General features: G+C 62.8%; 26 protein-coding genes. 12 read left to right on the forward strand and 14 right to left on the reverse strand.

Annotation, left to right across the window (positions count from 1 at the left end):
• Positions 1-397: 397 nt before the first annotated feature.
• Positions 398-1,426: a DUF3095 family protein gene (locus tag ASD00_RS32745; RefSeq protein ID WP_025427622.1), complete on the reverse strand. Its 1,029-nt coding sequence runs from the start codon at positions 1,424-1,426 to the stop codon at positions 398-400.
• 72 nt (positions 1,427-1,498) lie between these two features.
• Positions 1,499-1,894 (reverse strand): Ohr family peroxiredoxin, encoded by a 396-nt coding sequence (locus tag ASD00_RS32750; RefSeq protein ID WP_025427621.1) that lies wholly within the window; start codon positions 1,892-1,894, stop codon positions 1,499-1,501.
• 154 nt (positions 1,895-2,048) lie between these two features.
• On the opposite strand from ASD00_RS32750, the gene ASD00_RS32755 reads away from it, so the two are divergent.
• The gene (locus tag ASD00_RS32755) at positions 2,049-2,540 is read left to right on the forward strand and encodes a MarR family transcriptional regulator (RefSeq protein ID WP_025427620.1); all 492 of its coding nucleotides are present in this window, start codon (positions 2,049-2,051) and stop codon (positions 2,538-2,540) included.
• Between the two features lie 145 nt (positions 2,541-2,685).
• Here ASD00_RS32755 and ASD00_RS32760 read toward each other — a convergent pair whose 3' ends face one another.
• The gene (locus tag ASD00_RS32760) at positions 2,686-4,374 is read right to left on the reverse strand and encodes an autotransporter outer membrane beta-barrel domain-containing protein (protein WP_156408404.1); all 1,689 of its coding nucleotides are present in this window, start codon (positions 4,372-4,374) and stop codon (positions 2,686-2,688) included.
• 587 nt (positions 4,375-4,961) lie between these two features.
• Between ASD00_RS32760 and ASD00_RS32765 the strand changes: the two genes are divergently transcribed.
• The 5 genes from ASD00_RS32765 to ASD00_RS32785 all read left to right on the forward strand — a co-directional run bounded on the left by ASD00_RS32765 (position 4,962) and on the right by ASD00_RS32785 (position 9,804).
• Entirely contained in the window at positions 4,962-5,207 is a 246-nt protein-coding gene (locus tag ASD00_RS32765; RefSeq protein ID WP_025427618.1) for a DUF3302 domain-containing protein, read from the forward strand.
• On the forward strand, positions 5,204-6,145 hold the full coding sequence (locus tag ASD00_RS32770) for an efflux RND transporter periplasmic adaptor subunit (protein WP_025427617.1): 942 nt from the start codon (positions 5,204-5,206) through the stop codon (positions 6,143-6,145). The genes ASD00_RS32765 and ASD00_RS32770 overlap by 4 nt, the downstream gene beginning before the upstream one ends.
• 430 nt (positions 6,146-6,575) lie before the next feature.
• Positions 6,576-7,844 carry an NAD(P)/FAD-dependent oxidoreductase gene (locus tag ASD00_RS32775; RefSeq protein WP_025427616.1) on the forward strand — a complete coding sequence of 423 codons (1,269 nt, stop codon included), beginning with the start codon at positions 6,576-6,578 and terminating at the stop codon, positions 7,842-7,844.
• A gap of 259 nt (positions 7,845-8,103) precedes the next feature.
• Positions 8,104-8,568, forward strand: coding sequence for a hypothetical protein (locus ASD00_RS32780; RefSeq protein WP_025427615.1), 465 nt, complete (start codon positions 8,104-8,106; stop codon positions 8,566-8,568).
• A 3-nt stretch (positions 8,569-8,571) separates the two neighbouring features.
• Positions 8,572-9,804 (forward strand): HlyD family secretion protein, encoded by a 1,233-nt coding sequence (locus ASD00_RS32785; RefSeq protein WP_025427614.1) that lies wholly within the window; start codon positions 8,572-8,574, stop codon positions 9,802-9,804.
• Between the two features lie 350 nt (positions 9,805-10,154).
• Here the strand turns inward: ASD00_RS32785 and ASD00_RS32790 are convergent, their stop codons facing one another.
• From ASD00_RS32790 to ASD00_RS32800, 3 genes are all read right to left on the reverse strand, one after another.
• Positions 10,155-10,574, reverse strand: coding sequence for a DUF1801 domain-containing protein (locus tag ASD00_RS32790; RefSeq protein ID WP_057211155.1), 420 nt, complete (start codon positions 10,572-10,574; stop codon positions 10,155-10,157).
• A 398-nt stretch (positions 10,575-10,972) separates the two neighbouring features.
• A complete protein-coding gene (locus ASD00_RS32795; protein ID WP_025427612.1) occupies positions 10,973-11,443 on the reverse strand; it encodes a GNAT family N-acetyltransferase in 471 nt (156 codons plus the stop codon).
• 177 nt (positions 11,444-11,620) lie between these two features.
• A complete protein-coding gene (locus ASD00_RS32800; protein ID WP_025427611.1) occupies positions 11,621-12,052 on the reverse strand; it encodes a rhodanese-like domain-containing protein in 432 nt (143 codons plus the stop codon).
• Positions 12,053-12,125: 73 nt separating this feature from the next.
• On the opposite strand from ASD00_RS32800, the gene ftrA reads away from it, so the two are divergent.
• Complete coding sequence (gene ftrA, locus ASD00_RS32805) at positions 12,126-13,181, forward strand: transcriptional regulator FtrA (RefSeq protein WP_051509172.1); 1,056 nt, start codon at positions 12,126-12,128, stop codon at positions 13,179-13,181.
• Positions 13,182-13,202: 21 nt separating this feature from the next.
• On the opposite strand, the gene ASD00_RS32810 is transcribed toward ftrA, so the two are convergent.
• A complete protein-coding gene (locus tag ASD00_RS32810) occupies positions 13,203-14,186 on the reverse strand; it encodes a nucleoside recognition domain-containing protein (RefSeq protein WP_025427609.1) in 984 nt (327 codons plus the stop codon).
• 114 nt (positions 14,187-14,300) lie between these two features.
• Between ASD00_RS32810 and ASD00_RS32815 the strand changes: the two genes are divergently transcribed.
• Entirely contained in the window at positions 14,301-14,753 is a 453-nt protein-coding gene (locus ASD00_RS32815) for an Lrp/AsnC family transcriptional regulator (RefSeq protein WP_025427608.1), read from the forward strand.
• Positions 14,754-14,865: 112 nt separating this feature from the next.
• Here ASD00_RS32815 and ASD00_RS32820 read toward each other — a convergent pair whose 3' ends face one another.
• On the reverse strand, positions 14,866-15,615 hold the full coding sequence (locus ASD00_RS32820; protein ID WP_025427607.1) for an SDR family oxidoreductase: 750 nt from the start codon (positions 15,613-15,615) through the stop codon (positions 14,866-14,868).
• Between the two features lie 587 nt (positions 15,616-16,202).
• Positions 16,203-17,204: a threo-3-hydroxy-L-aspartate ammonia-lyase gene (locus tag ASD00_RS32825; protein ID WP_025427606.1), complete on the reverse strand. Its 1,002-nt coding sequence runs from the start codon at positions 17,202-17,204 to the stop codon at positions 16,203-16,205.
• Between the two features lie 312 nt (positions 17,205-17,516).
• Here ASD00_RS32825 and ASD00_RS32830 point away from each other — a divergent pair, with 312 nt between their 5' ends.
• Positions 17,517-17,924, forward strand: coding sequence for a GFA family protein (locus ASD00_RS32830; protein WP_025427605.1), 408 nt, complete (start codon positions 17,517-17,519; stop codon positions 17,922-17,924).
• A 135-nt stretch (positions 17,925-18,059) separates the two neighbouring features.
• On the forward strand, positions 18,060-18,593 hold the full coding sequence (locus tag ASD00_RS32835) for a hypothetical protein (protein ID WP_025427604.1): 534 nt from the start codon (positions 18,060-18,062) through the stop codon (positions 18,591-18,593).
• Between the two features lie 49 nt (positions 18,594-18,642).
• Here the strand turns inward: ASD00_RS32835 and ASD00_RS32840 are convergent, their stop codons facing one another.
• On the reverse strand, positions 18,643-19,548 hold the full coding sequence (locus tag ASD00_RS32840; RefSeq protein ID WP_025427603.1) for a LysR family transcriptional regulator: 906 nt from the start codon (positions 19,546-19,548) through the stop codon (positions 18,643-18,645).
• A gap of 74 nt (positions 19,549-19,622) precedes the next feature.
• Here ASD00_RS32840 and ASD00_RS40580 point away from each other — a divergent pair, with 74 nt between their 5' ends.
• A complete protein-coding gene (locus ASD00_RS40580) occupies positions 19,623-19,871 on the forward strand; it encodes a DUF1127 domain-containing protein (RefSeq protein WP_128090489.1) in 249 nt (82 codons plus the stop codon).
• A gap of 148 nt (positions 19,872-20,019) precedes the next feature.
• On the opposite strand, the gene ASD00_RS32850 is transcribed toward ASD00_RS40580, so the two are convergent.
• The 4 genes from ASD00_RS32850 to ASD00_RS32865 all read right to left on the reverse strand — a co-directional run bounded on the left by ASD00_RS32850 (position 20,020) and on the right by ASD00_RS32865 (position 24,647).
• On the reverse strand, positions 20,020-20,712 hold the full coding sequence (locus tag ASD00_RS32850; protein ID WP_207207599.1) for a Type 1 glutamine amidotransferase-like domain-containing protein: 693 nt from the start codon (positions 20,710-20,712) through the stop codon (positions 20,020-20,022).
• 77 nt (positions 20,713-20,789) lie between these two features.
• Positions 20,790-21,308, reverse strand: a complete 519-nt coding sequence (locus tag ASD00_RS32855) for a hypothetical protein (RefSeq protein ID WP_225906317.1) — start codon at positions 21,306-21,308, stop codon at positions 20,790-20,792.
• A 52-nt stretch (positions 21,309-21,360) separates the two neighbouring features.
• Positions 21,361-23,304 (reverse strand): MacB family efflux pump subunit, encoded by a 1,944-nt coding sequence (locus ASD00_RS32860; RefSeq protein WP_057211157.1) that lies wholly within the window; start codon positions 23,302-23,304, stop codon positions 21,361-21,363.
• Positions 23,305-23,312: 8 nt separating this feature from the next.
• Positions 23,313-24,647, reverse strand: a complete 1,335-nt coding sequence (locus tag ASD00_RS32865) for an efflux RND transporter periplasmic adaptor subunit (RefSeq protein WP_025427598.1) — start codon at positions 24,645-24,647, stop codon at positions 23,313-23,315.
• 201 nt (positions 24,648-24,848) lie between these two features.
• On the opposite strand from ASD00_RS32865, the gene ASD00_RS32870 reads away from it, so the two are divergent.
• Positions 24,849-25,181: a TetR family transcriptional regulator C-terminal domain-containing protein gene (locus tag ASD00_RS32870; RefSeq protein ID WP_025427597.1), complete on the forward strand. Its 333-nt coding sequence runs from the start codon at positions 24,849-24,851 to the stop codon at positions 25,179-25,181.
• Positions 25,182-25,314 lie beyond the last annotated feature (133 nt).

Below are 25,314 nucleotides of genomic sequence, written 5' to 3' on the forward strand. Positions count from 1 at the left end.
CGTTTGGTAACGTTCATTTCAATGATGCTACGAATGTGGCTGTTTTCGACCCGCCCATCCGAAAGATATCTCTGCAATCACTTTGGATTAATTCGGAAAAATCGCATTCATTGGGTCGTTCTGTCGCGGCTGAGCTTTCGGTTGTTTCACTTGGCGACCCTCGCGCTCTGGTGTCGAATGCTTCACGAGCGGTCGCGACAGAATGAAATGGTAAACCGGGGTGAGGGCTCGGCTGTGGGCGCCGGCATCCGGTAGCCCATCGCAAGCTTGATATGGAGGGCTTGGACGGCCCCGTCCGGGGCTTGCGATGTTTCTGTCAACTGCCTAGCGAATCTACTGGATGTCGGTTTGCTGGAGGTGGATATGAAAGTGGATGGCCTTTGCCGCCCGCCAATAATCACGCCGCAGCTTGTTTGGCAGGTGCCAGCATTTCCGCGGCCCTGGCATAGCCGCCGTCCATTCCGTCGAGAAAATGTAGGTGTGAATCAGGTCTGCCGGATGGGATCAGGCAGGTCATCAGCGCATGAGACTGGCGGTGTAGACCGAAACTGACTTCGCCGCGTTGTCTGGCGGCGACAAGGATGGCTTCGACCCGGTCGATCTGCTCATGCGTGCAATCGAGCGTCAGGCGCAAGCCGTCATCGCACTTGCGGAAATCCGAATTGGCCGCGACCGTCGACCAGCGCGCCGGGTCGACATCCATCCGCTCATCCTTTGGTACCGCGACCGCCTCCGGCACCGGATGAGCCTGGCGCTGCCCGGCCTCGAGAACGGCAAGGACGCTTCTCGCCAGGGCGGCAAAGTCCTGAGCGCCGGTCTGTTCGGTCGGCTCTACCAGCAAGGAGAGAATTTCACCGCGCTGGCTGGGAAACGGCTTCCATTCGCACCGGAGACCGGTCAGGTTCGGTTGCGTCGTATCCCTGTCCGGCCTTATCAGGTAGCGCCCGCGCTTGATCTGCTGTTCCGCCCATTTCAATCCGCCACCGGCAAACATGGTATAGGTGGCGTCTTGCGATGCCGCGTAGCGGGCGATCCTGACATCGCTTCCGTTGGCGCGGACTTCGCGCACGGACAACAACCCGGTTCGAAGCGTCAGGCCAAGGCTGTCGCTCGCAAAGGCCGCGACCTGACGCAAGGTCGATGCCGCGGTTGCGGCCGCCTCCGGCGGCAGGGCGAATGCCGCGCCGTCGCCACGAAACACGAAGGGAAAATCGAACGTCCCCCGGGCGTTGCCGAAGGCGACGATCGCGGAGGCGCCGGCAAAGTTGACGTCCTCATAGCGCCCGGACCTGATCGCCGAGGTCGAGTCGACGACATCGGTAATGGCGATGTGCCAATCGTCGGGCAATGGCTCATAGATGGCCGGGTCGACCACATCAGAGAACTCACTATAGGCTTGCGGCGGCTGGGTGTGGCTGTTGCTCATCCGTGTTCTCCAAGTGGGCATAAGGGGAGGTCAGGTCTGCCGGGTGAGCGGCCAGACCTGACCGGATGGCCTTCAGACCAGATTGGTCTCGACATCGATGTTGCCGCGTGTCGCCTTGGAATAGGGGCAGATCTCGTGGGCTGCATGGATCAGTTCATGGGCGACGTCGCGGTCGAGGCCCGGCAGGCTGACATTGAGACGTGCGCGCAGGAAGTAGGAGCCGTCATTAACGTTCAGATCGATCTCGGTGTTGACCTCGGGTCCGGCCGTAAGCTTGATCTTTCTCTGGGAGGCGGCGACCTCGATCGCACCGATGTAGCACGCGGACCAGGCAGCACCGAAGAGGTTTTCAGCGGCCGGATGCGGCTGCGCCAGCTTGAGGTCAAGCATGCCATCGTCGCTGCGCGTGCCGCCGTTGCGGCCGCCGGTGTTGTGGGTCTTGCCGGTGAAGAGGAGCTTCTCGGTCATGGTGAAATCCTTTCTGGTTAAGTTTTATCGCATCCACTATAATCGGATGCGATATAAATATGCCAACCCAAACCGGATGTCAATACCATTGCGATTTAATCGGATGCGATTTATATAAGGGTCGACAACGAGGACAATGGAACAGGATATACCCATGCCCAAATCCCCAACAGCAAAAGGTGCCGACGTTTCCGCGTCGCAGGCCGAATACGGCGGCAGGAAGCTTTCGAATTTTCTGTGCTTTGCGATCTACTCGGCAAACCTCGCCTTCGGTCGCGCCTACAAGCCACTGCTGGACAAGCTCGGTCTGACCTATACTCAATACGTGACCATGGTGGCGCTTTCCGAGGAAGACGAACAGACCGTGGGCACGCTCGGCGAGAAGCTCTTCCTGGAGTCGAACACGCTGACGCCGATCCTCAAGAAGCTCGAGTCCGAGGGCTATCTGCAGCGCCGGCGCGATCCGGCCGATGAAAGGCAGGTCCGCGTGACGCTGACAGCGGCTGGACGCAAACTGGTCGAAATGGAGCCCGGCGCAGCATTGACGGATGTGATCGGTCTCGGAGACGATTTTCCGGTGGTGCAGCAAACCGTGGTGAAGTTGCGCGACAACCTGTTGCGTGCGACGCATCCTGAGAAAACATGACGTTCGGTAGCCAGGAGCCGGGCAGATTCGCCGCTTGTCGGCTCGCAGGAGATAGTCAGAGCGTTAGGCGGAATCACGGAAGCGCTCTATCTCTTTGTTTTTCCGCATTTCCTGACGAAAAACCGCTTCGCACGTTTGCTGGAAATCAGAAGCTCCACGCGACGTGGAGCTTGCCCTCCCAGACATCGAGATCTTTCTGGCCGAAGCTCAAATAGCCGCCCGTCGCTTCGATCTGGAGGTTGTCGTTCACCAGCATTCGGAAGCCCGAGCGAAGCGAAAACGCCCAGGGCGAGGGCGTCACTTCCGACAGGTCGCCGGTCAGGATCTTGCCGTCGTTGGGCCGCTCGAATTGGTATTCGGCACCGAGTTCGGCGAAGGCGAGAAACGGCTGCCCGTCCGGCAGACGGAAATAACGGCTGATCTCGGTCGAGAGATCGAGGACGCCATAATTGAAGCTGTCGCCGGGAAGGGAAACGCTGACCGGTATGTTGAGGATGCTGCCCGAGAGGTCGTAGGCGTCGCTGTCGATATGGGACCAATTGACGGAGACCTTGGGGCGGATGAAATAGGCATCGACCTTATATTGGCCGTGGAGCGAGATTTCGCCGGCAAGACGCTCCGAATCCTGTCGGCCACTCAGCACGCTCAGGTCGATATCGTTGTTGTAGCGCCCGTATGTCAGCGATCCGTCGATCGCCCAGTGTTTCGACAGACGGTAGGCCGCATAGGGGCCGAAGCTGAAGCCGTCGGTGTCGATGCCCAATGTGCCGTCGAACGCATCGGTCGAACTGTTCTCAAGGGAAACGGTCATGCCGACGACGAGGTCGTTGGTGATGCGGCGATCGAGACCCATCGTCAACGAGCGGGCGAGCGTGTCGCTGTCGCGGTCATAACGTTCGTCGGATATGTCTGCGAACTGGATATCCGACCAGAAGTTCCAGAGCGAGGGCGCTGGCAGATCGCGGCCCGGCGTCAACGGCACCTGTGATCGGTCGGCGCTTTGGGCGGCGGCTTCTTCGGCAGCGAGGTCCCGGCAGATCGGCAGGTCGCGCTGTTGCTTGTTGGAATTTATCGACCGCGGGTCGATACAGGTGTCCGGCGTGGGGGCTGCGACCACGCGGCCGCCTCTGATGGCGGTCGGGGTGCGCGGCGTGAACCCCGGAAACACCGGCTGCGGGCCGACGTCCGGGCGGCCATCGGGCAAGTTGAAACCCGGGAACACCGGCTGGGGGCCGACATCCGGGCGGCCGTCGGGCAAGTGGAAACCCGGAAACACCGGCTGTGGGCCGACGTCCGGTCGGCCATCGGGCAAGTTGAAACCCGGAAACACCGGCTGTGGGCCGACGTCCGGTCGGCCATCGGGCAAGTTGAAACCCGGAAACACCGGCTGCGGGCCGACGTCCGGTCGGCCATCGGGCAAGTTGAAACCCGGAAACACCGGCTGTGGGCCAACATCCGGGCGGCCGTCGGGCCAGTCGATGTTCGGAAAGATGATATTACGCACCTGGTTCTGGGTGTCGAGCAGGCACGGTTTTCCGCTCGATGTGTCATAGAGCTTGTGCGTGCCACCGTTGCCGTTTGAAACGACCGGCGAAAGCGAGAGATGGAGGCCGCGCTTGCTCTTGCTCCAGGTGTCGACTGTCTGATTGCCCTGAGCCGCCTCGAGGCCGAAAGACCCGGCGCTGGTTCCGGAAAGCCAGACAGAGCGGGTGGCCCCTTTCGTGTTGCCGAGATAGGCCAGGCCGCCGCGGGAACTGCAGTTCGCGGCTAATGCGTCGCCGGCTGCCCCAAAACTGCAGAGGCCGGCAATCAGCGCCGCACCCAGATATGCCATCGACGCCGCTTGTCGGACATGGAAATCAGCTCTGCGCATGCTTCCCCCAAACGCTCTGCGACATTCCTGCCGCAGCGAAGTATCGTCAATCGCTCCAAGCCGCTTCCTGGCGCTATTCCCCTTGCCCCCGAGGCGGCAGGCGACTGCCCCGCCGCACCGACTCCATTTGTATATTTCCTCAAAGCTTGCCGCACTCCCACCGTGCAATTCTAGTGGTTCGATGGCGGTTTTTCCCGCATGCCTGGCAATCGGGCCGAACTCGACAAAGCCGTTGCCGATGCTCGACCAACGTCGTCGGGGACAATGCGGAGCCGCCCGTGCGGGCGGTTCAAAGGTGAAAGAGACACGGTTGCACCCGTCGTTGCGCGAGGGCGCCCGCCACGGGCCAAGGCCGTCATGCCGTCTTCTCGGCCGTGCCGACGTCGGCATCGGATTAACTGTTACGTACTTCCCACGCGAGCGGCATTGGCTAGCCTGAGCCGATCTGTTCAGCGTCCTTGCCGGCAGCGCGGGTCGGCTCGCTCATGCCAGAGGCCACGGCCATGCCTGGCTCAATAGTGTTTACGCCTCAACGAAGGGATTTGGCCATGAGCCTTATCGACCTATTTGCGTGGATCGTGCTTGTCGTCCTGGTCTTAAGCACCGTCGCGGTGATCGTCTTCCTGGCCATGCTGCCCGGGATGATCGCCAAAAAGCGGAACCATCCGTGGGCCGAAGCGGTGACGGTGGGCGGTTGGGTGACGCTGCTGTTGGGTTTCGCCCTTTGGCCGATCGTCCTGATCTGGGCCTATGTTGACGTTCCCCGTGTCTCCAAGGTGGAGCTTGGACAATGATCGTTGTTCTTCTCAACGTCTATCTGGTCATCCTGTTCTGCCTGGTGAAGTTTCGGATTGTCCCGTTCAATCTGTTCTGGAAGGTCTCACCGATACTGGTCCTGCTCATCCTGCTGGTCGGCCTGTTCATCCCGATGAACTGGGGCGCACCGCAAGGACCCGCACTCGTCGTGCGCAATTCCGTCGCCATAGTGCCCAGCGTCGCGGGCGAAGTGGTCGAGGTGCCGGTCAAGGCGAATTCGCCGCTAAGGGTTGGTGACGTGCTGTTCCGTATCGATCCCGCTCCCTATCAGTCGCAGGTCAATGCTCTGCAGGCCCAGCTCAAGTTGAGCCAGTTGCGGCTGGCGGAGAAAACGAGATTGCAGACGACTCCCGCCGGACGCGCGTTCGATGTCGAACAATATCAGGCCGAGGTCGATCAATTGGAGGCGCAGTTGGTGGGAGCCAACTGGAACCTCGAAAAAACCATCGTCCGTGCTCCTGCCGATGGCTACGTGACGAACCTAGCGCTGCGCACGGGCGCGCGTGTCGCCAATCTGCCGCTATCACCGGTCATGGCCTTCATCGATACCTCGGAGACGATCATCGGCGTCGAGGTGCCGCAGATCGATGCGCGCTATGTCGAGCCCGGTCAGCCTGTTGAGGTGACGTTCAAGTACGAGCCCGGAAAAGTCTACGGCGGCAAGGTTGAGAGCATTCTCCAGGCGGTGGCGACCGGACAGACGCAGACGTCGGGCACTGCCGTTTCATCGAAGACCATCGAGACGCTGCCGTTCGTTGTCAGGGTAAAACTTGATGACGCCGAGTTTGCCAATCGTCTGCCCGCAGGAAGCACGGGGGATGCGGCGATCTTTACCGAACATGTCAGCGCGGCCCATGTGATCCGGAAAGTCCTGCTTCGGCAGATCGCGATCACGAACTACATCAACCCCTTCTGACTGAGGGCTAGATCGGGGCGAAACGATCAGTGCTTGTGTAAACGGCTGCGGGCGTAGGGCGGCCAGCTGCAAGCAATCATGTCCCATGCCCGGGGTCCATTTTCGGAAATCGCGTGCTGAACCCATGCTTGGCCGACGTTGCCCAATAGGTGAGGCTGCCACTGCTCTCGAATGCGTTCTGCAAATGACCAGCAGCAGCTGAAGGGCGGCATTGCGCCAGCCACACGGCGCCGAAGGCCGCCTCGCAGGGAGAGGGGGAAACGATCCTGCCAGCACCGACTTCCGGCACCCGTCTACGGTAGCCCAACACATTATTGCAACGCCGGTGCCAGCGCCATGACCGATTTTGCAAGGGTGGCATACGAAGCCGGCGGTTGTGTTGGCGCGGCGCCGCTCCACATTTGAGAAAAGTCAAATCGGGATCATGGCCATGCAGGACAGGCATCATGTCGTCGTCGTCGGTGGAGGGTTTGGCGGGCTGCAGCTCGTCAACGGGCTTGCCGGCGCGCCGGTGCGTATCACGCTGATCGACCGGCGAAACCACCATCTATTCCAGCCGCTGCTCTACCAGGTCGCGACCACGCTGATCGCTACGTCGGAGATCGCCTGGCCGATCCGCAATCTCTATCGCGACCGGCCGGAGGTAACGACGCTTCTGGGCGAGGTTACCGGCGTCGATGCTGCCGCCAAGACGGTGACGCTCAAGGGCGGGCAGGCGATCGGCTACGACACGCTGGCGATCGCCACCGGCGCGACGCATGCCTATTTCGGCCATGACGAATGGGAGCCGGTGGCGCCGGGTCTGAAGACGCTGGAGGACGCGACCACCATCCGTCGCCGCGTGCTCATCGCTTTCGAAAAGGCGGAACTCGAGGAAGACCCGGCCGTGCGCGAGGCGCTGTTGACCTTCACCGTGATCGGCGCCGGGCCGACGGGCGTCGAGCTTGCCGGCATCATCGCCGAAATGGCCCACCGCACGCTGCCGAGCGAGTTTCGCCGCATCGATACCCGAAAGGCCCGGGTGATCCTGGTGGAGGCGGGGCCGCGCATTCTGGCTGCCTTCAGCGAGGACCTGTCCGATTATGCCCGGCGTGAACTGGAAAGGTTGGGCGTGGAGGTCCGGACCGGAACGCCGGTGACGGACTGCACCGCCGAAGGGGTGACGATCGGCGAGACTTTCGTTGCCAGCCGGACGCTCGTCTGGGCCGCCGGCGTCCAGGCGTCGCCCGCCGCCCGTTGGCTCGGCATTGCCGAGGATCGGGCCGGCCGCGCGATCGTCGGCGCCGATCTTGAGGCGCCAGGTCATGACGATATCTTCGTCATCGGCGATACGGCCTCCGTCACCTATGACGGAGGCAAGCCGGTGCCGGGGATCGCGCCGGCCGCAAAGCAGCAGGGTGCCTATGTCGCGAAGGTCATCCGCGCACGCCTTGGTGGCGGCAAGCCGCCCGGCGATTTTCGCTACCGCCATCAGGGCAGCCTGGCGACGATCGGTCGGCGGGCGGCGATCATCGATTTCGGCCGCTTCAAGCTCAAGGGTGCGCTTGCCTGGTGGATCTGGGGCATCGCCCATATCTATTTCCTGATCGGCACGCGCAGCCGCTTCGCCGTCGCCTGGAGCTGGTTCTGGACCTATTTGAGTGGCCAGCACAGCGCCCGGTTGATTACCCAGAAAGAGACTTTGCGCGACGGGCAATAGCGGTGCGGCATGACAGCCGGCGGGCCTGAGCATCGCGGGTGGTGAGTGTGCCTCTACAGGTGAGTGTGCCTCTACAAGGGCTCGCTGGCTCCTGACGCAATGATGGAGGGGCGGTGGCCGGCAAGGCCCGCCGGACGCGACCGGCTGATATCAACCGTGATCGGGGATACGGTAAAAAAGACTTTGCTTACAAGCGCAAATTGTGTGCTAACTCTCTGAAATCGAGACTATAACCTGACATGCGTTGGGGGAGACGGAGATGGCAGACTTGATACATCCAAAAGCGATCGAACATCTGCCGATGTTCGTCACGCCGCCCGGGCAGTCTGACCTTCTGTTCAATTTCGTCGTGGTGTTCCTGCTGCTCGCAATCTTCGGGATCGGCACGCTCTACCTGCGCCTGCATGCCCTGCCCGAGCAGATGGCCCACGGGGGGAGCAAGGCGAAGTTCGAGGTCGTGGCAGTGCTGGCGCTGATCGCGCTGTTTACGCACAATCATCTCTTCTGGATCGCGGGGTTGATCTTGGCTCTGGTGGATCTGCCCGACATCTGGTCGCCGCTCAGATCGATCGCGCGTTCGCTGGAGAAAATGTCGGGCCGCGAACCGGAGCCGGAGCTGGACGCCCATGGGCACGTCCGTGTCGATCACCCTGTTGTTCCCGAGCCGGCGGCGTCGGCTGTCGAAACCAGGGTCGAGCCGACCTCGAATGATGGGAGGGCATGAGCCATGTTCGAGTTCCTGCTTTGCTCGATGCTGACCATCCTTCCCGACTATCTCTTTCGCCGGTATGTCCAGGGCAAGAGGTTCGGCCACGAAATCACGCTCTATTCCGTCTGGTTCGAACTTCGGTACGGCATCACCGCCTGTCTGATGCTGACGCTGACATTGATCACCCTGGTGTTCTATTTCCATCCGTCGACCAAGAACGTCACCTCGGTGTTCCGCACCGTTACCATTCTGCCGGAGACGGGCGGGCGTGTGGCCGAGGTCTATGTCCAGCGCCATCAAATGGTGGAGGCTGGTGCGCCGCTGTTCAAGCTCGACAGTACCGAACAGGAAGCGGCGATCGAGCTTGCACGTCGGCAGATTGCCGAGGTCGAGGCCGAAACCACGGTGGCGCAGACTGAGCTTGCCGCCGCCGACGGGCTGATCCAGCAGGCGCAAGGCGCCTTTCTTCAGGCACAGGACCAGCTCGAGACCCAGACGGAGCTGATGCGCCGCAACCCCAATGTCGTGGCTCCGCGTGAGATCGAGCGGCTGCAGGTGGCGGCTGACGGCCGCAGGGGAGCGGTCGACGCGGCCACTGCCAACAAGCGCACGCTGGAAACGAAGATCGCGTCGCTGCTGCCATCGCAGAAGGCAAGCGCCGAGGCAGCCCTCAAACAGGCTCAGGTGGAGCTCGACAAGACCACCGTGCGCGCCGGCTTTTCCGGCACGCTGCAGCAATTCACGCTCAGGGTCGGCGAAGTCGTCAACCCGATGCTGCGCCCGGCGGGCATTATGGTACCGTCTGAGGCCGGTCGCGTGGCGCTGATCGCCGGGTTCGGCCAGATCGAGGCGCAGGTGTTGAAAGTCGGCATGATTGCCGAGGCCACCTGCGTCGGCAAACCCTTCACCATCATCCCGATGGTGGTGACGGAGGTGCAGGCCGTGATCGCCGGCGGACAGCTGAGGGCGAGCGATCAACTGATCGACCTCTCGCAACTGGCGGCGCCCGGCACGATCACCGTTTACCTTGAGCCGCTCTATCCCGGCGGCCTCGAAGGGCTTCCACCGGGCAGCAGTTGCATCGCCAACGCTTACACCAACAGCCATGACGAGTTGGAAGCACCCGGCACCAGCACGCTGCGCGGGATCTATCTGCACGTTGTCGACACGGTCGGCCTGGTGCATGCGATGATCCTGCGTATGCAGGCGCTGATGCTGCCGGTGCAGACACTGGTGCTCGGCGGGCACTGACGGTCCGCCGCATCTGTTGACGGCAAAACGGCGCGGCGCGTGTTCGCGCCACCTTTTCCGTCGGTCGGCACGCGGGAGGGGCTAGAGCGTTTCCGGTTTAAACGGAGTCACGGACACGCTCTATCTCTTTGTTTTTGCGCATTCCCTGACGGAAAACCGCTTCGCACTTTTCCTGGAAATGCTCTAGGTGGATATGCGGCGCGCCCTGGCAACGATCCGGCGGGCATGACCAAACGCACCGGAGCGCAATTCTTGTGCCGCTTCGCAACGCCATTTCCATTCTTGCAAAATAGCGAACAGTCGGTTTGTCGCCAGTCCTGTGTCGGCGCCGGCAGGGACAAGCGGCCGCATCATGCGTCCGTGTTTTTGGCCGCCTTTGCCCGGCTGCCCGAAGACGCCTTCTTCTTCGCCTTGGCCTGGTTGTAGTCGATGGCGGCGCGGACGAGGTTCTGCAGCGCGCGCTCGTCGATCTCGTCACCTTCAAAGACGTCGATCGCGCGCCAGACCTTGCCGCCAAAGCCGTTGTTGAACAGATTTTCAGGGTCCGGCAGGCTCGCGCCGTGAGAGAAGGTAAGCTTCACCTTATCCTTGTGGGCGTTGCCGACCGCGATGATGCCATCGCGAGACCACACCGGGCTTCCCATCCACTTCCATTCCTCTGCTATCTCCTTGTCTGCTCCAAGGATGCCTTTGCGCAGGCTGGCGAGTGTCTTGCCGCGCCAGTCGCTAATCCCGGCAATCAACTGGTCGATGTGTTCCGATGCATTCATTGGGCCTCTATCCTCCGACTTCCGGCTCCGTTTCTTCCGCCGGCAAAAACTGCGCTTACTTTGCTCGTGCCAGAAACGCCGTCCTGGCTCCTCGACTGCTTGGGCGGCGCAATTGCCACCGCACAATGCCTCAAATCGGAATCGATTCAAGGTATTATGCAGCGGGATTAATGTGTTGCGGCGTGAAGCGCAGCGCCGTCGTTTCCGCAACGGGAGGACACCGCGTGACGCCATTTTCCGGCTTGCGCGGCAATATGGTGCGGGCGGGCGCTAGGTCGAGGGGGCAGCATGAATTGCAACGATAGACCATCCCATACAACGAGCGGCCGTTGCGCCGCACAGGTGCTGTCACCCGCGTCTGCGTGCGCTTGCGAACGCGCTCACTGCCGCGATGTCGGTTAGTTGCCTGACGGCACCGGCATCGTCCACGGTTCCCAGACTTCGTCGGGCCCGCCGCCGTGACGCCGGTAGAAGCGTTTGGCCGGGGCGTTGCCGGCAAGCACGGTCCAGTTGATGCGCGGCGCGCCGATTTCGGCGGCGTAGCGCTTCAGCGCTTCGATGAGGGCAGCGCCCGCGCCTGAAGAGCGCGCGGTTTCCTCGACGAACAGTTCCTTCAAAACCACCGTTGGCTTCAGGTCATAGGTCCAGGGAATGACATACTGGACGGCGATGCCGACGACGCGACCGTCGAGCTCCGCCACGAAGACCCCGAAGCGCGGGCTGTCGCAAAGGCCGTGGTCGATCAGGTCCCGCTCAGTGACGGCAAACTTGTCGATATAGCCTTCGAAGACGGCAAGACCGCGCATCAGCGCCAGCACCGTGGCGACATCGCGATGCTCGAATGGGCGCGTGGAAATGGCAATCGTCATAGGGCTCCTCAAGGGGGCTGGCAGGGGTGATCCTGCCGGCTACCTTGGCGTGTTTGCGCCGATCCGCCAAGGTGGCCGTTTGGTGGAGTGCATGGATACGCGCACAATCGAATCCGGCCCGGGGAGCCAGCGATGGCCCGCCTGATCCGCGGGCCATCTGCATCGCAGGAGTAGCGCTCAGGCGGCAAGCAGCAGCCGGGGTTCGCCGGGGGCGGCGCCTGAAGCGAAGGCCAGGCCTTCGTCTTCCCAGCCGGTAATGCCGCCGATCATGATCTTCACCGGTCGTCCGAGCCGGGCGATCTTCAGCGCCGCCTGGTCGGCGCCGTTGCAATGCGGCCCAGCGCAATAGGGGACGAACAGGGTGTCGGCCGGCCATTCGGCCAAACGCTCTGCGCTGATCTCGCGGTGGGGCAGGTGGATCGCGCCCGGCACATGGCGGCGGGCATAGGCGGCCTCGGTTCCGACCACGTGCAGCAGCACGAAATCCTGTTCGCCCTTCTTCAGCGCGGCGGCAACGTCGGAGCAATCGGTCTCGACGCTCAGGCGGCGGGCGAAATGGGCAATGGCGATCTCGGGTGCTGCGGCCTGGGTTTCGGTGACGTAGCTCATCTTTCTCTCCTGTGGCTCTGGCCTTGGGCGGTTGACGAGGAGGGTTGTAGCAATGTCGGAAAGGGGCTGGCAGATGGCAGGTTTGCCATATATGCTCAAGATCATGCCAAAACCGTCTGTCACATCGCCATCACCAGCCAATCCACTCGTCGTCGCTCTCGCCTATGATGGTCTCTGCACCTTCGAGTTCGGCGTGGCGGTGGAGATGTTCGGCCTGCCCAGGCCTGAGATGGGCGAGGGGTGGTATTGCTTCGCCGTTGCGGCGATCGAACCGGGGGAACTGAGGGCCACCGGCGGCATCAGGCTGACGGCCGATGGCGGGCTCGATCTCCTGGCTGAGGCCGGAACCATCATCGTGCCCGGCTGGCGCGGTGCCGATACCCCGGTGCCTGAAGCCCTGTGCCAGGCCCTGCGGGCGGCACATGCGCGCGGCGCGCGGGTTCTCTCCATCTGCTCCGGCGTCTTCGTGCTGGCGGCGGCCGGTCTGCTCTCTGGCCTCAGGGCAACGACCCATTGGCGCTACACCGACAAGCTCAGGGCGCTCTACCCTGATGTCGAGGTGGTGCCCGACGTGCTCTATGTCGATAGCGGCGCGGTGCTGACGTCTGCCGGCAGTGCCGCCGGCATCGATCTCTGCCTGCATCTCATTCGCCGCGATTTCGGCAGCGAGGCGGCAAACAGGGTGGCGCGGCGCCTCGTCGTGCCGCCACACCGCGATGGCGGGCAGGCGCAATTTATCGAAAGGGCGGTGCCGGAAGTGCACGAGAGCGCGCGCCTCGGGCCCTTGATCGACCGGATGCGCGCGCGGCTCGGTGAGGATTTCTCGATCGCGGCGCTGGCGAAAGCAGCGGGCATGAGCGAACGCACCTTCCTGCGCCGCTTCGAGGCGGCCACCGGCACAACGCCGGCGCGCTGGCTGCTTGGCGAGCGGCTGGCGCGGGCCCGGCAGTTGCTGGAGGAAAGCACTGTTGGCATGGAACAGGTGGCCGAAGGCTCGGGCTTCGGCTCGACCCAGACGCTGCGGCATCACTTTCGCCAGCAGCTTTCGACGACGCCCGCCGCCTATCGCGCCATGTTCGGGCGGGTGGCAGCGCAAGCGGGTGCGCCGGCCGAGGTCGCGGCCGAGTAGCCGGACCGCGCCCTGCTGCCACTACGCCTCCGACGGGGCAAGTTCGCTGCCGTTCCTGCGGAAGTACGACTTGAAGAACACGGCGTCCGGCGCCGAGACGATGACCCGGGCGACGATCGCCGTTGCCGCTATGGCAAAGACTAGGCGACCGAAGAACACGCTGGTGAAATCGGCGCCGAGGGCAACCACGACCAGCGTATCCTCCACCAGGCTGTGGCCAAAGCCCATGAAGACGCACGCGAGGAAGACCTGGCGCGGCTCGACATTCGCCTCGCGTGCCTCACGGATCAGCAGCGCGCCGCCATATGAGATCCCCAAGAGTACGCCGACGGCGGCAAACGGCACCGTCTGCGGCTTTATGCCCGCAAGGCGGAAGAGCGGCGCCATGCCCCGGTTCAGCCAGCCGAGGAGGCCCACCAGCTTGAGGATCTCGATCGTCCAGCTCAAGGCCAAGAGCACGACGAGCATGGTGGCGAGCGTCTTCAGCGTGCTGAGCGCGAAAGCGATCCAGCCGGAGCCTTCGTTGACCGGTATCCATGTGGGGTTGAGCGGCGTGGCGAGCCAGCCGGTTGCCGCGAAGACCTGGTGTAGCAGTGCCGCGAAGATGAGGCCGCCGCCGATCCTGAGCGCCCCTGTGACCAGGAAGCCAGGGCCTGCTTTTTGGATGATGCGCTGTTCGATCGGGATGGCGTGGGCCACCAGCATCAGCGCCGAAAAGATGGTCATGTCGGCGGTCGTCAGTTCCGAAACCGGCACCAGCGCAAAGACGACCACGACCGCGCCCCAGATGCCGACCAAGAGGCCGGTGAGCCAGGCGAAGGCGAGCTCGGGCGGCAGCCCGACGAGCGTCATCAGCGGTTCGAAGGCCGGTGCGACCGCCCGGATCACGCCGAGTTCCTGCAGGACATGGGTGACGATCGTGACGGGAACGATGATGCGCACCAGGTCCCAGTAGATTTCGAGAGTGGCGAGCGTCTTGCGGTAGAGGATGATGTGAACGGTCATGGCGATGCCTCCTTGAATGGGTTGTCCAAGGACTAGCGCGGGGCCATTCGCAGTTGTGGTCAAAATATGCGAATATGTGCAATAAAATTGCACGCGCATAAATTGGGGGATGGAATGGATCGGATCGACAGAAAGCTGCTCAAGCTGATGCAGGAGGATGCGTCGCGAACCAACGCTGATCTTGCCACCGAGGTCGGGCTGTCGCCGTCGAGCTGCCTGCGGCGCATCAGGCGCTTAAGATCCGCTGGTATCATCGACCGCGTCGTTGCCGTTCTCAATCCCGCAAAAGCGGGCCGAGGGGTGAAGGCGATCATCACCGTCGAGCTGGAGCGCCACGGCGAACAATATGTGCGCCGTTTTCTCGATATGGTCGCCGCCGAGGCGGCGGTGACCCAGGCCTATAGCGTCAGCGGCGCGACCGATGCGCTTCTGATGCTGCGCCTGAAGGACATGGACGAACTCGACGCGCTCACCGAGCGACTGTTCGGGGAAGGGAGCAATGTCGCGCGATACTACACCAGCTTCGTGATCCGCACCGGCAAGGAGACGACGGCAATCCCGCTTTGAAGCTTCGATGTAACTGGACGAGCTTCGCAGGCACTGCACCCCGATCTGCGGCATCAAACGAAGGCGCCGGGGCGATCTACTCCGGCGCGCAACAACGGCGTTGCCGCTATGGTCATTTGACCGCGGCGTTGCCGCCATCGGCGTAGAGCGCGGTGCCGGCAACGAAGCTTGCCATCGGGCTTGCCAGGAATAGCGCCGCCCGGGCGATTTCCTCCGGTTGGGCGATCCGCTTCATCGCATGCAGGCCTGCGGCCCATTCCTTCTGCTCCTGGCTGCCGGCAGCCGGCGTGTCGACGCCGCCCGGGAGCAGGGCATTGGCGCGGATGCCGCTCGCGCCATAGTCGGCGGTGATGCCCTTGACCAGCCCCATCAACCCCGCCTTGGAGGCGCCATAGGCGCCCATGCCGGGGATGCCGACGCTGGTGCCGACGAAGGTCGAGGTGAAGACCAGCGATCCGCCGCCGCGCTTGAGCATTGCCGGGATCTGGTGGCGGGCGCCGAGGAAGGCGGAGGTGAAGTTGGCGGCCAGCACCTCCTGCCATTCTGCGGCCGTGATCTCGGCAAGCGGCCTGACCGCGCCGACGGCGCCGGCATTGTTGACGGCAATGTCGAGGCCGCCGAACCGGCTGATGGCGGCCTCAATCAGCCGGGCATGGGTATCTTCGTCAGCGACATCGCCGCTGACGGCGATCGCTTCGCCGCCCTCGGCACGGATAGCCTCCACCACGGCATTGAGTGGTGCTTGGGTGCGGGCGTTCAAAACCACCTTCGCGCCTTCGGTGGCGAAGAGTTCTGCGACCGCGCGGCCGATACCCGACGACGCGCCGGTGACGATTGCGATCTTATCTTGCAGCATGGACATGGACTTGCTCCTCTTGGTTGAGGCGCACTGAGTATCGCCGACAAGAAGCAGCGCCCACCCGATTTGCGATGGGGACAACTGAATGATGGTGGTCATCGAAAATTTGAAGGGTCGGTCCGGATGTCAGGGTTGAGCGGATCGAAGCGTAGCATCTGCCACGATCTCGTGTTTGCCCTGCACCCTGGAAAGTTCGCCGCGGCAAAGATGACTGCTCAAGCACCTGCATGTTTCCTTTACTCCTATCCGATCAAAGGGCAAAAACATGCAGTCAATCAAAGTGCTACAGCGACCTTGGCGCATCCTAAAAGACGCGCGGCGCTGTAGGGCCGACTATCCTTCACATTCATCGGAAGAAGAAAAACCAGACGGCAAAAGCCAGCATCCAAACCAGGACATAGTAGAAAGCTTGACCCTCGATCATGGCGGCGATCCCCATTCACCGATCGAGGGCATATTAGCATTGATGCAACCGAAGGGTAAGCGGGTGCGCGCTTCAGTGCCCGCCTAGAGCATCCTGCTTTCAAGTGGAATCGCTGAAAGCGGATAAGATGCTCTAGGATCAAAGTGCTAGAGCGTCCTTTGTGCGTTCATCTGAACGCACGGCGCTCTAGAAGTGCGCTGAAGGTTTTCAGATCGATGTTGCCGCCGCTCAACAGAATACCCACCCGCTTTCCGCCACAGGCGATTGCCCCCTGCAAAACGCCCGCCGCGGCCAGGCAGCCGGTCGGTTCCACGACGATCTTCATGCGCTCGGCAAAGAACCGCATCGTCTCGACCAGTTGCCCATCAGTAACCGTGACGATGTCATCGACCGTGTCTTTCAGGATGGCGAAGTTGTGGTTGCCGACATGGGTGACAAGCGCGCCATCAGCGATCGACTTCGGCACCGGGATCTGAACCACTTCGCCCTTGCGCAATGATTGCTGGCCGTCGTTTCCCGCCTCGGGCTCGACGCCAACAATGGAGCAGGCGGGCAAAAGCGCCCTGGCGCTGAGCGCGCTGCCGGCAAGCAAACCGCCGCCGCCCAGCGGAACGACGAGCAAATCGATCTCCCCGACATCCTCGATCAGTTCCAGTGCTGCGGTACCCTGTCCGGCGATGACATCCGGGTGGTCATAGGGAGGGATCAGCGCTGCGCCCCGGTCGGCGGCAAGGCGCAGGCTTATCTCCGCACGATCTTCCGTATATCGATCGTAAAAGACGATCTCGGCTCCATAGCCCCTGGTCGCCGCCACCTTTATCTCCGGAGCGTCGCGCGGCATGACCACTGTCGCCGAAACACCCTGGAGTCTCGCGGCATAGGCGAGTGCCTGGGCGTGATTGCCTGAGGAAAAGGCGACGACACCATTCTGCCGGGAGCGTGCGTCCAGCGCAGCGATGGCGTTGTACGCGCCACGGAATTTGAAAGCGCCCGCACGCTGCAGGTTCTCCGCCTTGAAAAATACGGTCGCTCCGGCTTGGGCGTCGGCAGTTCGCGATGTCAACACAGGCGTGCGGTGCGCCGCGCCGGCGATGCGTGCTCGGGCGGTCTGGACATCGTCGAAGGTCGGGATGCGCAGCGAAGCGGGTGCCGGTGCAGGATTGACCACGAGAAACCTCCATTGCGCACGCGGTGGCCCTGGGCCGAGAGGGAATTTTCCAAGGCACGGCAATGTAGCATCGCGCCGGCGTTTGCACGAGCCAGGTTGAAGAACCATTGGCGCCATCTGCCTTATGACACCGCTGACACGGGCCAGGCCGCATTGTACCGGCTTTAAGGCATCTGCTGCACAGTTCCGCGATTTTCAACAACGGCGGCCGGTGGCATAGTTTGCGCGGCTTGGCAGCGTCGCGTCAGATGGGACGCACACACGCCGCAGGACCTTGGATTTGGGATTTTCAGGCAAGGCGGGAGGGGCGGAATGCTGAAGACCTACACTGGCAGCTGCCATTGCGGCGCAGTTTACATCGAGGCAGATGTCGATCTCAGCGCCGGGACCGGCAAGTGCAACTGCACGCTCTGTACCAAGATGCGGCTGTGGTCGGTGGAGGTGGCGCCGTCGGCTTTCCGTCTGATCGCCGGCGAAGAGGCGCTAGCGGATTATCGCGGTCGCAACCCGGTCGCCCATCATTTCTTCTGCAGCCATTGCGGCGTGCGCCCGTTCGAGCGGATCGACGCACCGAACATGACGGGACACACCTATTACAACATCAACGTCGCCTGCCTCGACGGCGTCGATATCGACGAACTGATGGCCGCACCCGTCACCTACTTCGACGGACTGCACGATGACTGGGGCTCGACACCATCAGAGGTGCGGCATCTGTAGGGCTCGTTTCTGAAAATCCTGACCCCTTGTGTTACGCAGTTCTTGATGCAGCCGTCAGCTTTTGCGGGGATATTGCCTCGCGGATAATGTTGCGGCCACATGTCCCTGGTGGGGCTGCATTTCTGGAGTTGATTGATGGTGGAAAAGACGTTTCCAGAAGCCTTCCCGAGTGCACTCCGCTCCCAGTCCGCGATTGCTGTTTCAGCACTCAAACTGAATTCCGACTACGTTTCCGAACCGTTTTCGGTCAACGTTCTCGGCGAGATCCTGCACATACCTGGTCGGGTTCTTCCCTCGACAAAGCCGGAGTTTGTAGGGCTGAACCTGCAACGGCGCCAAATTGCACTGTGCATGCTGACGCGCAGTTCCGATGGCTTCGGACGTCAGGCCGCTCTGCAAGAAATCCTTCACATCAATAAGCCCTGGTCCATTCCTTTCGTCATCGCGTTGATCGGCGAATACGTCGTCGAGATCATCCATGACATCTACGCGGCTCTGCCCGACTTGGAGCGGGACGTTGTCTCAACATTTATCAAGGCAAATCCGGCGTTTTATAAGCTCACCTGTGACCGGGTGATGAGCTATTGGGACTGCTACTACCGTCGGCAGTTCCGGTGCAGCGACTACGTAGGCTTCAAGCTCTTGCGGCAACTGGACGCGCTTGCATGATTTGAAAGGCTGGAACAATGCGCCGGTCTCGTGGCCGCAACCTTGCAGCCTATATCAGGGGCTCCGGCTCCAGCGCCGCCAGCGTCTTCAAGGCAGCCAGCGTTTCGCGCAGGGCTCGATCAAGCCGTTTGTCGCGGCGCAGCACGAGGGCGAAGCGGCGCGAGAGTGGCGGCGACAGCGGTCGCACGACCAGCCGTTCGCGATCATGCGCGCGCAAGGCGATCTCCGGAACGAGCGCCGCGCCGAGGCCGACGGCGACCATCTCCTTGATCGCGGCGACGCTGCCAAGCGCCATCACCGGTTTGACGGCGGTGCCGCCGTCTGCCGCCAGCCATTCATCGGTGAGCCGGCGGGTGTTGGCGCCCGGCTCGTAAAGGATCAACGGTCGTTGCGCCAATGTCTCCGCCGTCACGGTGTCGGGGAGCGAGGTCTCCGCCGGAGCGATGGCGACGAAGCGCTCGTCGAAAAGCGGGGTGACTTCGAACATGCGGCCGGAGACGGGGAGGCTGACCAGCCCGATGTCGAGCAGATTGTCGTCGACAGCCCTGACAATGTCGGCGCTGTTGCCCGTCGCCACGGTGATGTCGAGATCGGGAAAGCGGCAATTGAGATCGGCGAGAAGCGGCGGCAGCATGAAGGCGCAAGGGGTGGCGCCGGTGCCGAGCCGCACGCGGCCGAGAACGCCCTTGGAGTGGCGTGCCACCGCGTCGACAGCCTCGTTTGTCGCGGCCTCGATGCGGCCAACATGCGCAAGCAGTTCGGCGCCGGCGGCACTTGGCCTTGCAGTGCGGCCGACGCGCTCGACGAGGCGCACGCCGAGCTGCTTTTCCAGCGCGCGCACCTGCAGGCTGATGGCCGGCTGCGTCAGCCCCAGGCGCTCCGCGGCGGCGGAGAAGCTGCCGAGTTCGGCGACCAGCGCGAAGGTTTTGAGGTAGTCCAGGTTGAGGGTTGCCATACCAAAGAAATCCTTATGCATTGCATAGAACATCCAAGCTTCATTTATAGATCGATGCCTTGCACAATGCGAGCATGATCAGCAGCAAAACATGGGTGTTCGACATGCTCAGGGAACTTGGCCTCTTTCTCGCCGCTTCGCCGCGCTCGCGGCTCTGGCAGTTGCAAAATCTGCGCGAACTGGACGCGGAGCGTCTGGACGACATCGGCGTCACACCTGCCGAAGCGTGGCAGGGAAGGCGCACCGAAAGCGCGCCGGCGTCGTCGCGAGGAACCGCAGCGACTGCGCGATATTCCGAAGCCGCGCGTGCGGGGGCGATGTAGACGACGAAAGGCATCTGCGACGGCCTCGTCGGCGCGAAAACGCGCCGCGATCTCAGGATCTTCTTGCCGCGCTCGCGGCTCTTGTTTTTTCGCTGTTCAGTTTTGCGCGGCATGCCGTAGCGCCAGCGCGAGTGCCGCGAACTGAGGGCTACGCTATCGAAAAGCCGCCAAGCTCGATTTCGCCTGGCGCGCGTACGGCGCCACCGGAGATCCACAGCGGATTTCCCACGCACTCAATCTTTCCACCCGCAACAACGACACCGTCGCCATCGTTGCATGCTACGATCGGCCTCGCCGTGCCGGTGCTGTAACGCAGCAGGTCGGGCAGGTAGGTGTCCTCGTCACTAAGATGCGGGAAGAACTCGAATGGCATGAGGTCGAGGGCATTGCCGTCCGTTATCTCCTCCGGTCTGCGGCCGATGAAGAGCGCGTCGGTGGCGATCGTCGGGCCCATGAGAATGGCGCCGGCGCTGACGCCGATGAGGATGCCGCCGGAGGGCGCCCAATTGCGGAGCGGCCCGAGCATCCCGCTTCGTTTCAGCCGTTGCAGAAATTCACCGGTGTGGCCGCCCGCGAGGTGAATGGCGTCTGAGGCGAAGAGCCCGGCGATATCTTCGGCGGGATGCGGCTCGTCGAGATCGTAGAACAGCGCGAGATCGAGATCGTGTCTGCCATAATAGGATTGGCCGGCCAGAAAGAAGCTGCGGTCCGGTTCCGGGCCGGAGGCGACATAGGCGATGCGGTTTCCGCCGCCGCGGGCCTTCAGCAAGTCCACGAGCCGGAGGTCGATTGCCGAACATTCGGGGAAAAGCTGGTCGCTGTAGAATATGAGGTTGAGCAAGTAATCCTCTTGGTTTGTCAAGCGATCCGGTCAGAATGCAAAGATTGGCAAAGTCTCGGTGGCTACATGATGCCGCTTCAACTCTCGTCATACGGCTGTGTGAAGCGTTCCCCGTTGAAAGTGTGTGTACAGCATCTGCAAGTGGGCTTCATATTGTCGACGGTGAGCGTCGGGTCCACCAATGCCAGGTGCTTGTTCTCATCAACATATAGGCCGCTGTAGTATGAGCTCTCGCCGAGGCGCACATACGGCTGTCGTTCATCTTCGCTTCGGGCGACCAGCCAAAAGATGGGATCAGAGCGATCAATCCGAGCGACGGCTTCGCTGTAGGTTTCGTTCCAATCGTTGCCAACGCGTGAAAGGAGAAACCGGAACAGCGGTGTGTAGTCCAATCCATGCCGGTGGTGAGAGTGCATCGAGCCGTTATGAGACAGATCCAGTTTGACGGCCTTTGTGCCTCGTGACTCTCGCCACTCGCCGCCGTCACCGTGCCGCACACCGTGCGTTCGGGTGTTCACCTTGCGATAAAGCGGTTTCTTGCGTTGCATGCCGAGTGCTAAATGCGCCTGATAAGGGATTTCGCGTTGTTGTTGCATGACACAAGAGTGTCGGCAATGGGCGGATTTCGTTGAAAAATCTCCGCTTGCCTCAATCGGCACTGAGTGCCACCGCCGGCTGCAGGCGGGAAGCATTGCGGGCGGGGAGGAAGCCGAAGACGAGGCCAGTCAAAAAGGCGCAGGCGAAGGCGAGTGCGACGGGGCCGAGCGTGAACGAAACGGGCATGCCGAACTGGCCGGCGAGCGCTCCGGTGCCGAGACCGAGGACGACGCCGAGCGTGCCGCCGATCGCCGAGACGACCAGCGCCTCGATGATGAACTGCAGGAGGATGTCACGCTGGCGCGCGCCGGTTGCCATGCGCACGCCGATTTCGCGGGTGCGCTCGCTGACCGAGACCAGCATGATATTCATCACGCCGATGCCGCCGACGAGCAGCGAGATGGCGGCGACCGAGCCGAGAAACAGCTTCATCGTATTGGAGGTTTCGGTGAAGGCTTCGCGCACCGACGACATGTTGGTGATCTGGGTGTCCTCGCGCTTGTGCCGCTGGTTGAGAAGCGCCTGGATGGTCTGCTGCGTGATGTCGATGGCGGCCGCGTCCTTCACCTGCACGGTGATGGTGCGCACGTTGCGCTGGCCGAAGAGGCGCATGCTGCCCGTCGTCAGCGGCACGAGCACGACGTCGTCCTGGTCGTTGCCGAAGGAGGTGGCGCCCATTTCCGCCATCACGCCGATGACCTGGAAGGGGATCTTGTTGACGAGCACATACTGCCCGAGCGGATTGTCTCCTTCAGGAAACAGCGTCTTGACCACGGTCTGACCGAGGACCGCCACCGGCCCATAGGTGTCCATGTCGTCCTGGGTGAGGAATTCGCCCTGCTGTATCTTCCAGGATTTGGCGGTGGTGAACTGCGGCACCGTGCCGTTGGCACTGGTCTGGTAGTCGACATTGCCGCGCCGGACCGTGACGGTGCTGGTCAACTCGGGCACGGCGAAGGCGACATTCGGTACCTCGAGGATGGCGTCGGCATCGGCAGGAACAAGGGTGACATTGCTGCCGCCGGCGCTGCCGCGGAAATTGGCCATGCTCGGCCTGACCACCAGGAGGTCGGAGCCCATGGAGGAAATGCGGCTGAGCACGGAATCCTGCGCGCCGGTGCCGATCGCCAGCATGGCGACGACCGAGCCGACGCCGATGACGATGCCGAGCAAAGTGAGGATGGTGCGGAAGAGATTGGCGCGCAACGCCCGGAACGCCATCTTCACCGCTTCGGTGACGTCGGCGATCGCAGCCGAGCCCTCGCTCACCGTCCGGCTGAGCGCATGGGCTGCGTCCGGATTGCTGCGGCTCTTCTTGGTGCGGTCGGCGACGATGCGGCCGTCATGGATCTCGATCAGCCGGTCGGCCTGTTCGGCGACCTCGCGTGAGTGGGTGATGACGATGACCGTATGGCCATTGTCGTTCATGTCGCGCAAGAGCGCCATGACGTCGGAGCCGCTCTGGCTGTCGAGCGCGCCGGTCGGTTCGTCCGCCAGCACCACGCGGCCGCCGTTCATCAGCGCGCGGGCGATCGATACCCGCTGCTGCTGGCCGCCGGAAAGCTGGTTTGGGCGGTGGTCGAGCCGCTCGCCGAGCTTCAGCTGATGCAGCAGGGCGCCTGCGCGATCGTGACGGTCTCGTGCCGACATGCCGGCATAGACGGCCGGCACCTCGACGTTTTCCTGTGCGCTTGCGGTGGGGATGAGATTGTAGCTCTGGAAGACGAAGCCGAAGGTGCGCCGCCTGAGCGCCGCCAGTTCGTCGGTGTCGAAGCCCGACACCCGCTCGCCGTCGATGAGATAGTCGCCCTCGGTCGGCTGGTCGAGGCAGCCGAGAATGTTCATCAGCGTCGACTTGCCCGAGCCGGACTGGCCGATGATCGCGACGAACTCGCCGGCCTCGATGTCGAGCGAGACGCCATGCAGCACCTCGACGGCGAGATCGCCGTTGAAATAGGTCTTGCTGACGTGCCGGAGCGAGAGGAGCGGGGTCATGGCCGGTCTCAGAACATCGGCGGCATGCGCATGCCGCGCTGGCTGCCACGGGTGCTCGCCGCCGGGGTATCGGTGCCGGTGGCGACGACGACGGTGTCGCCTTCATTGAGGCCGCTCGTGATCTCGGCGTTGACGCGGTTGCGGATGCCGACGTCGACGGCGCGGGTTTCGGGCGCGCCCGAGGGTGTGACCACGGTGAGCTCGGCGCTGCCGCCGGCAGCGCCTGCCTTGCCACCGGCGGCGTTCGCATTGCCGCCACGCTTGCCGGCCGCTTGGCCGCCATCCTTCTCGCCGGTCATGCGCAGCGCAGCACTCGGCACGATCAGCACGTCCTTGGCTGATGACTGAACGAAGAACACCTGGGCGCTCATCGACATCATCAACTCGCCATCAGGATTGGGAACGTCGAACAGGGCGTAATAAAGCACGACGTTGTTTGCCGTGTCCGGCATCGGCTGGATCTGGCGCAGCTTGCCTTCGAAGCGTTTTCCCGGCTGGCCGAGCAGGGTGAAATAGGCGTCCATGCCGACCTTGAGCTTGCCGACATCGGCCTCAGACACCTGCGCCTTGACGGTCATGGTCGAGAGATCGGCAATGGTGACGATGGTCGGCGTCGTCTGGTTGGCGTTCAGCGTCTGGCCTTCCTTGGCCGGGTTGGCGACGATGGTGCCGCCCATCGGCGCGAAGATCTTGGTGTAGCCGAGATCGACCTTGTCGCCGGCAAGGGTCGCCTGCTGCTTGCGGATCTGCGCTTCGATGGCGTTGACGTCGGCCTCGGCGGCGGCAAGATCGGCGATTGCCTGGTCGAGCGTCGACTGGGCGATGCTGTTGGCGGCGACCAGATTGCGCTGGCGATCGATATTGGCCTGTTTCAACACGAGCTGGGCCTTCTTCGACACGAGCTGCGCCTGGAGATTGGCAAGCTCGGCCTGGTCGATCTCGATCCGGTTTTCGATGGTGGCGGGGTCGATTTCGGCAACGAGCTGGTTCTGCTCGACCTTGTCGCCGATATCGAAATGCAGGGCCTTCAACTGGCCGGAGACCTGGGCGCCGGCATCGACCGATTTGACCGCATCAAGTGTGCCGACGGCGGTGACGCTGTTTTCGATGTCGCCGCGCATAACGGCCTGGGTGACCATGGCAGCCCCGGTCGGATTGGTCGCATAGCGCGTCCAGCCATAATAGCCGGCGCCGAGGACGGCGAGGACGACGGGGATCCACAGCCAGGTGCGCGTGCGTCGCTTGCGCCGGATGGGGGTGGCACCGGGAATGAAGGTGACGTTGGGCGTCGCTTCCTCGCGTGCGGTGGTCTCGGTGCGTGCCGTCTTGCCTGTCTTGTTCATGCCCATACCCGGCCCCATACCTGGCCTTGCCAGCGCCATCGTTCCAGGCGCGATTCATCCTAGCAGCAAATAGGCACAAACGGCCGGAGCGGGAAGCATTGAGATCATTATATTATTGTAATGTTTTGGCTGCGGGGAGGCGGAGTGCTCCCCGCAACCAGGATGCCCCTGGTGTTACCCCTTCAGCCCCGAGACCGTCAGATGCGGGATTGGAACGCCGGCGAGGCGGCGGCCTGGCTCGAGATCGTCGGCGCCAGCCACCGCAGCGAGCGGATTGCAGCGATCTTCTCCGCCCGGCTGGCGCGGGGGACCGAGGCGCTCGCGGCAGTTTTGCAGCGGTTGGGTGGCGATGGCGTGAGCGAGGGCGGGGCGCGCGTCCACGCGCAAGCCTTGCTCGCCGGTTTGGAGGGGCTATCGCTGGTTCAGCTTCTGGAGCGTTCAGCGGATGATGCTGGCCGGGCGCAGGCGGTACGCATTCTGGTGCGCGGCATCCTTGGCGGCGTCATTCCAGCCCACCGGCGCACCGGCGCCTGAGGCGCGGGCGCGCTTCAAAAGCCTTGCGAGATTTGCGCTGGCCTCAGGCGGGAAGAGGGGACGCGGCTGTCCTCTGCGCTCAGGTTGCGAGGATCTGGCGACAAGCTCGCCACACTCGTTGTAGAAGATGCCG

Source organism: Ensifer sp. Root31, assembly GCF_001424825.1.
Lineage (GTDB): Bacteria > Pseudomonadota > Alphaproteobacteria > Rhizobiales > Rhizobiaceae > Ensifer > Ensifer canadensis.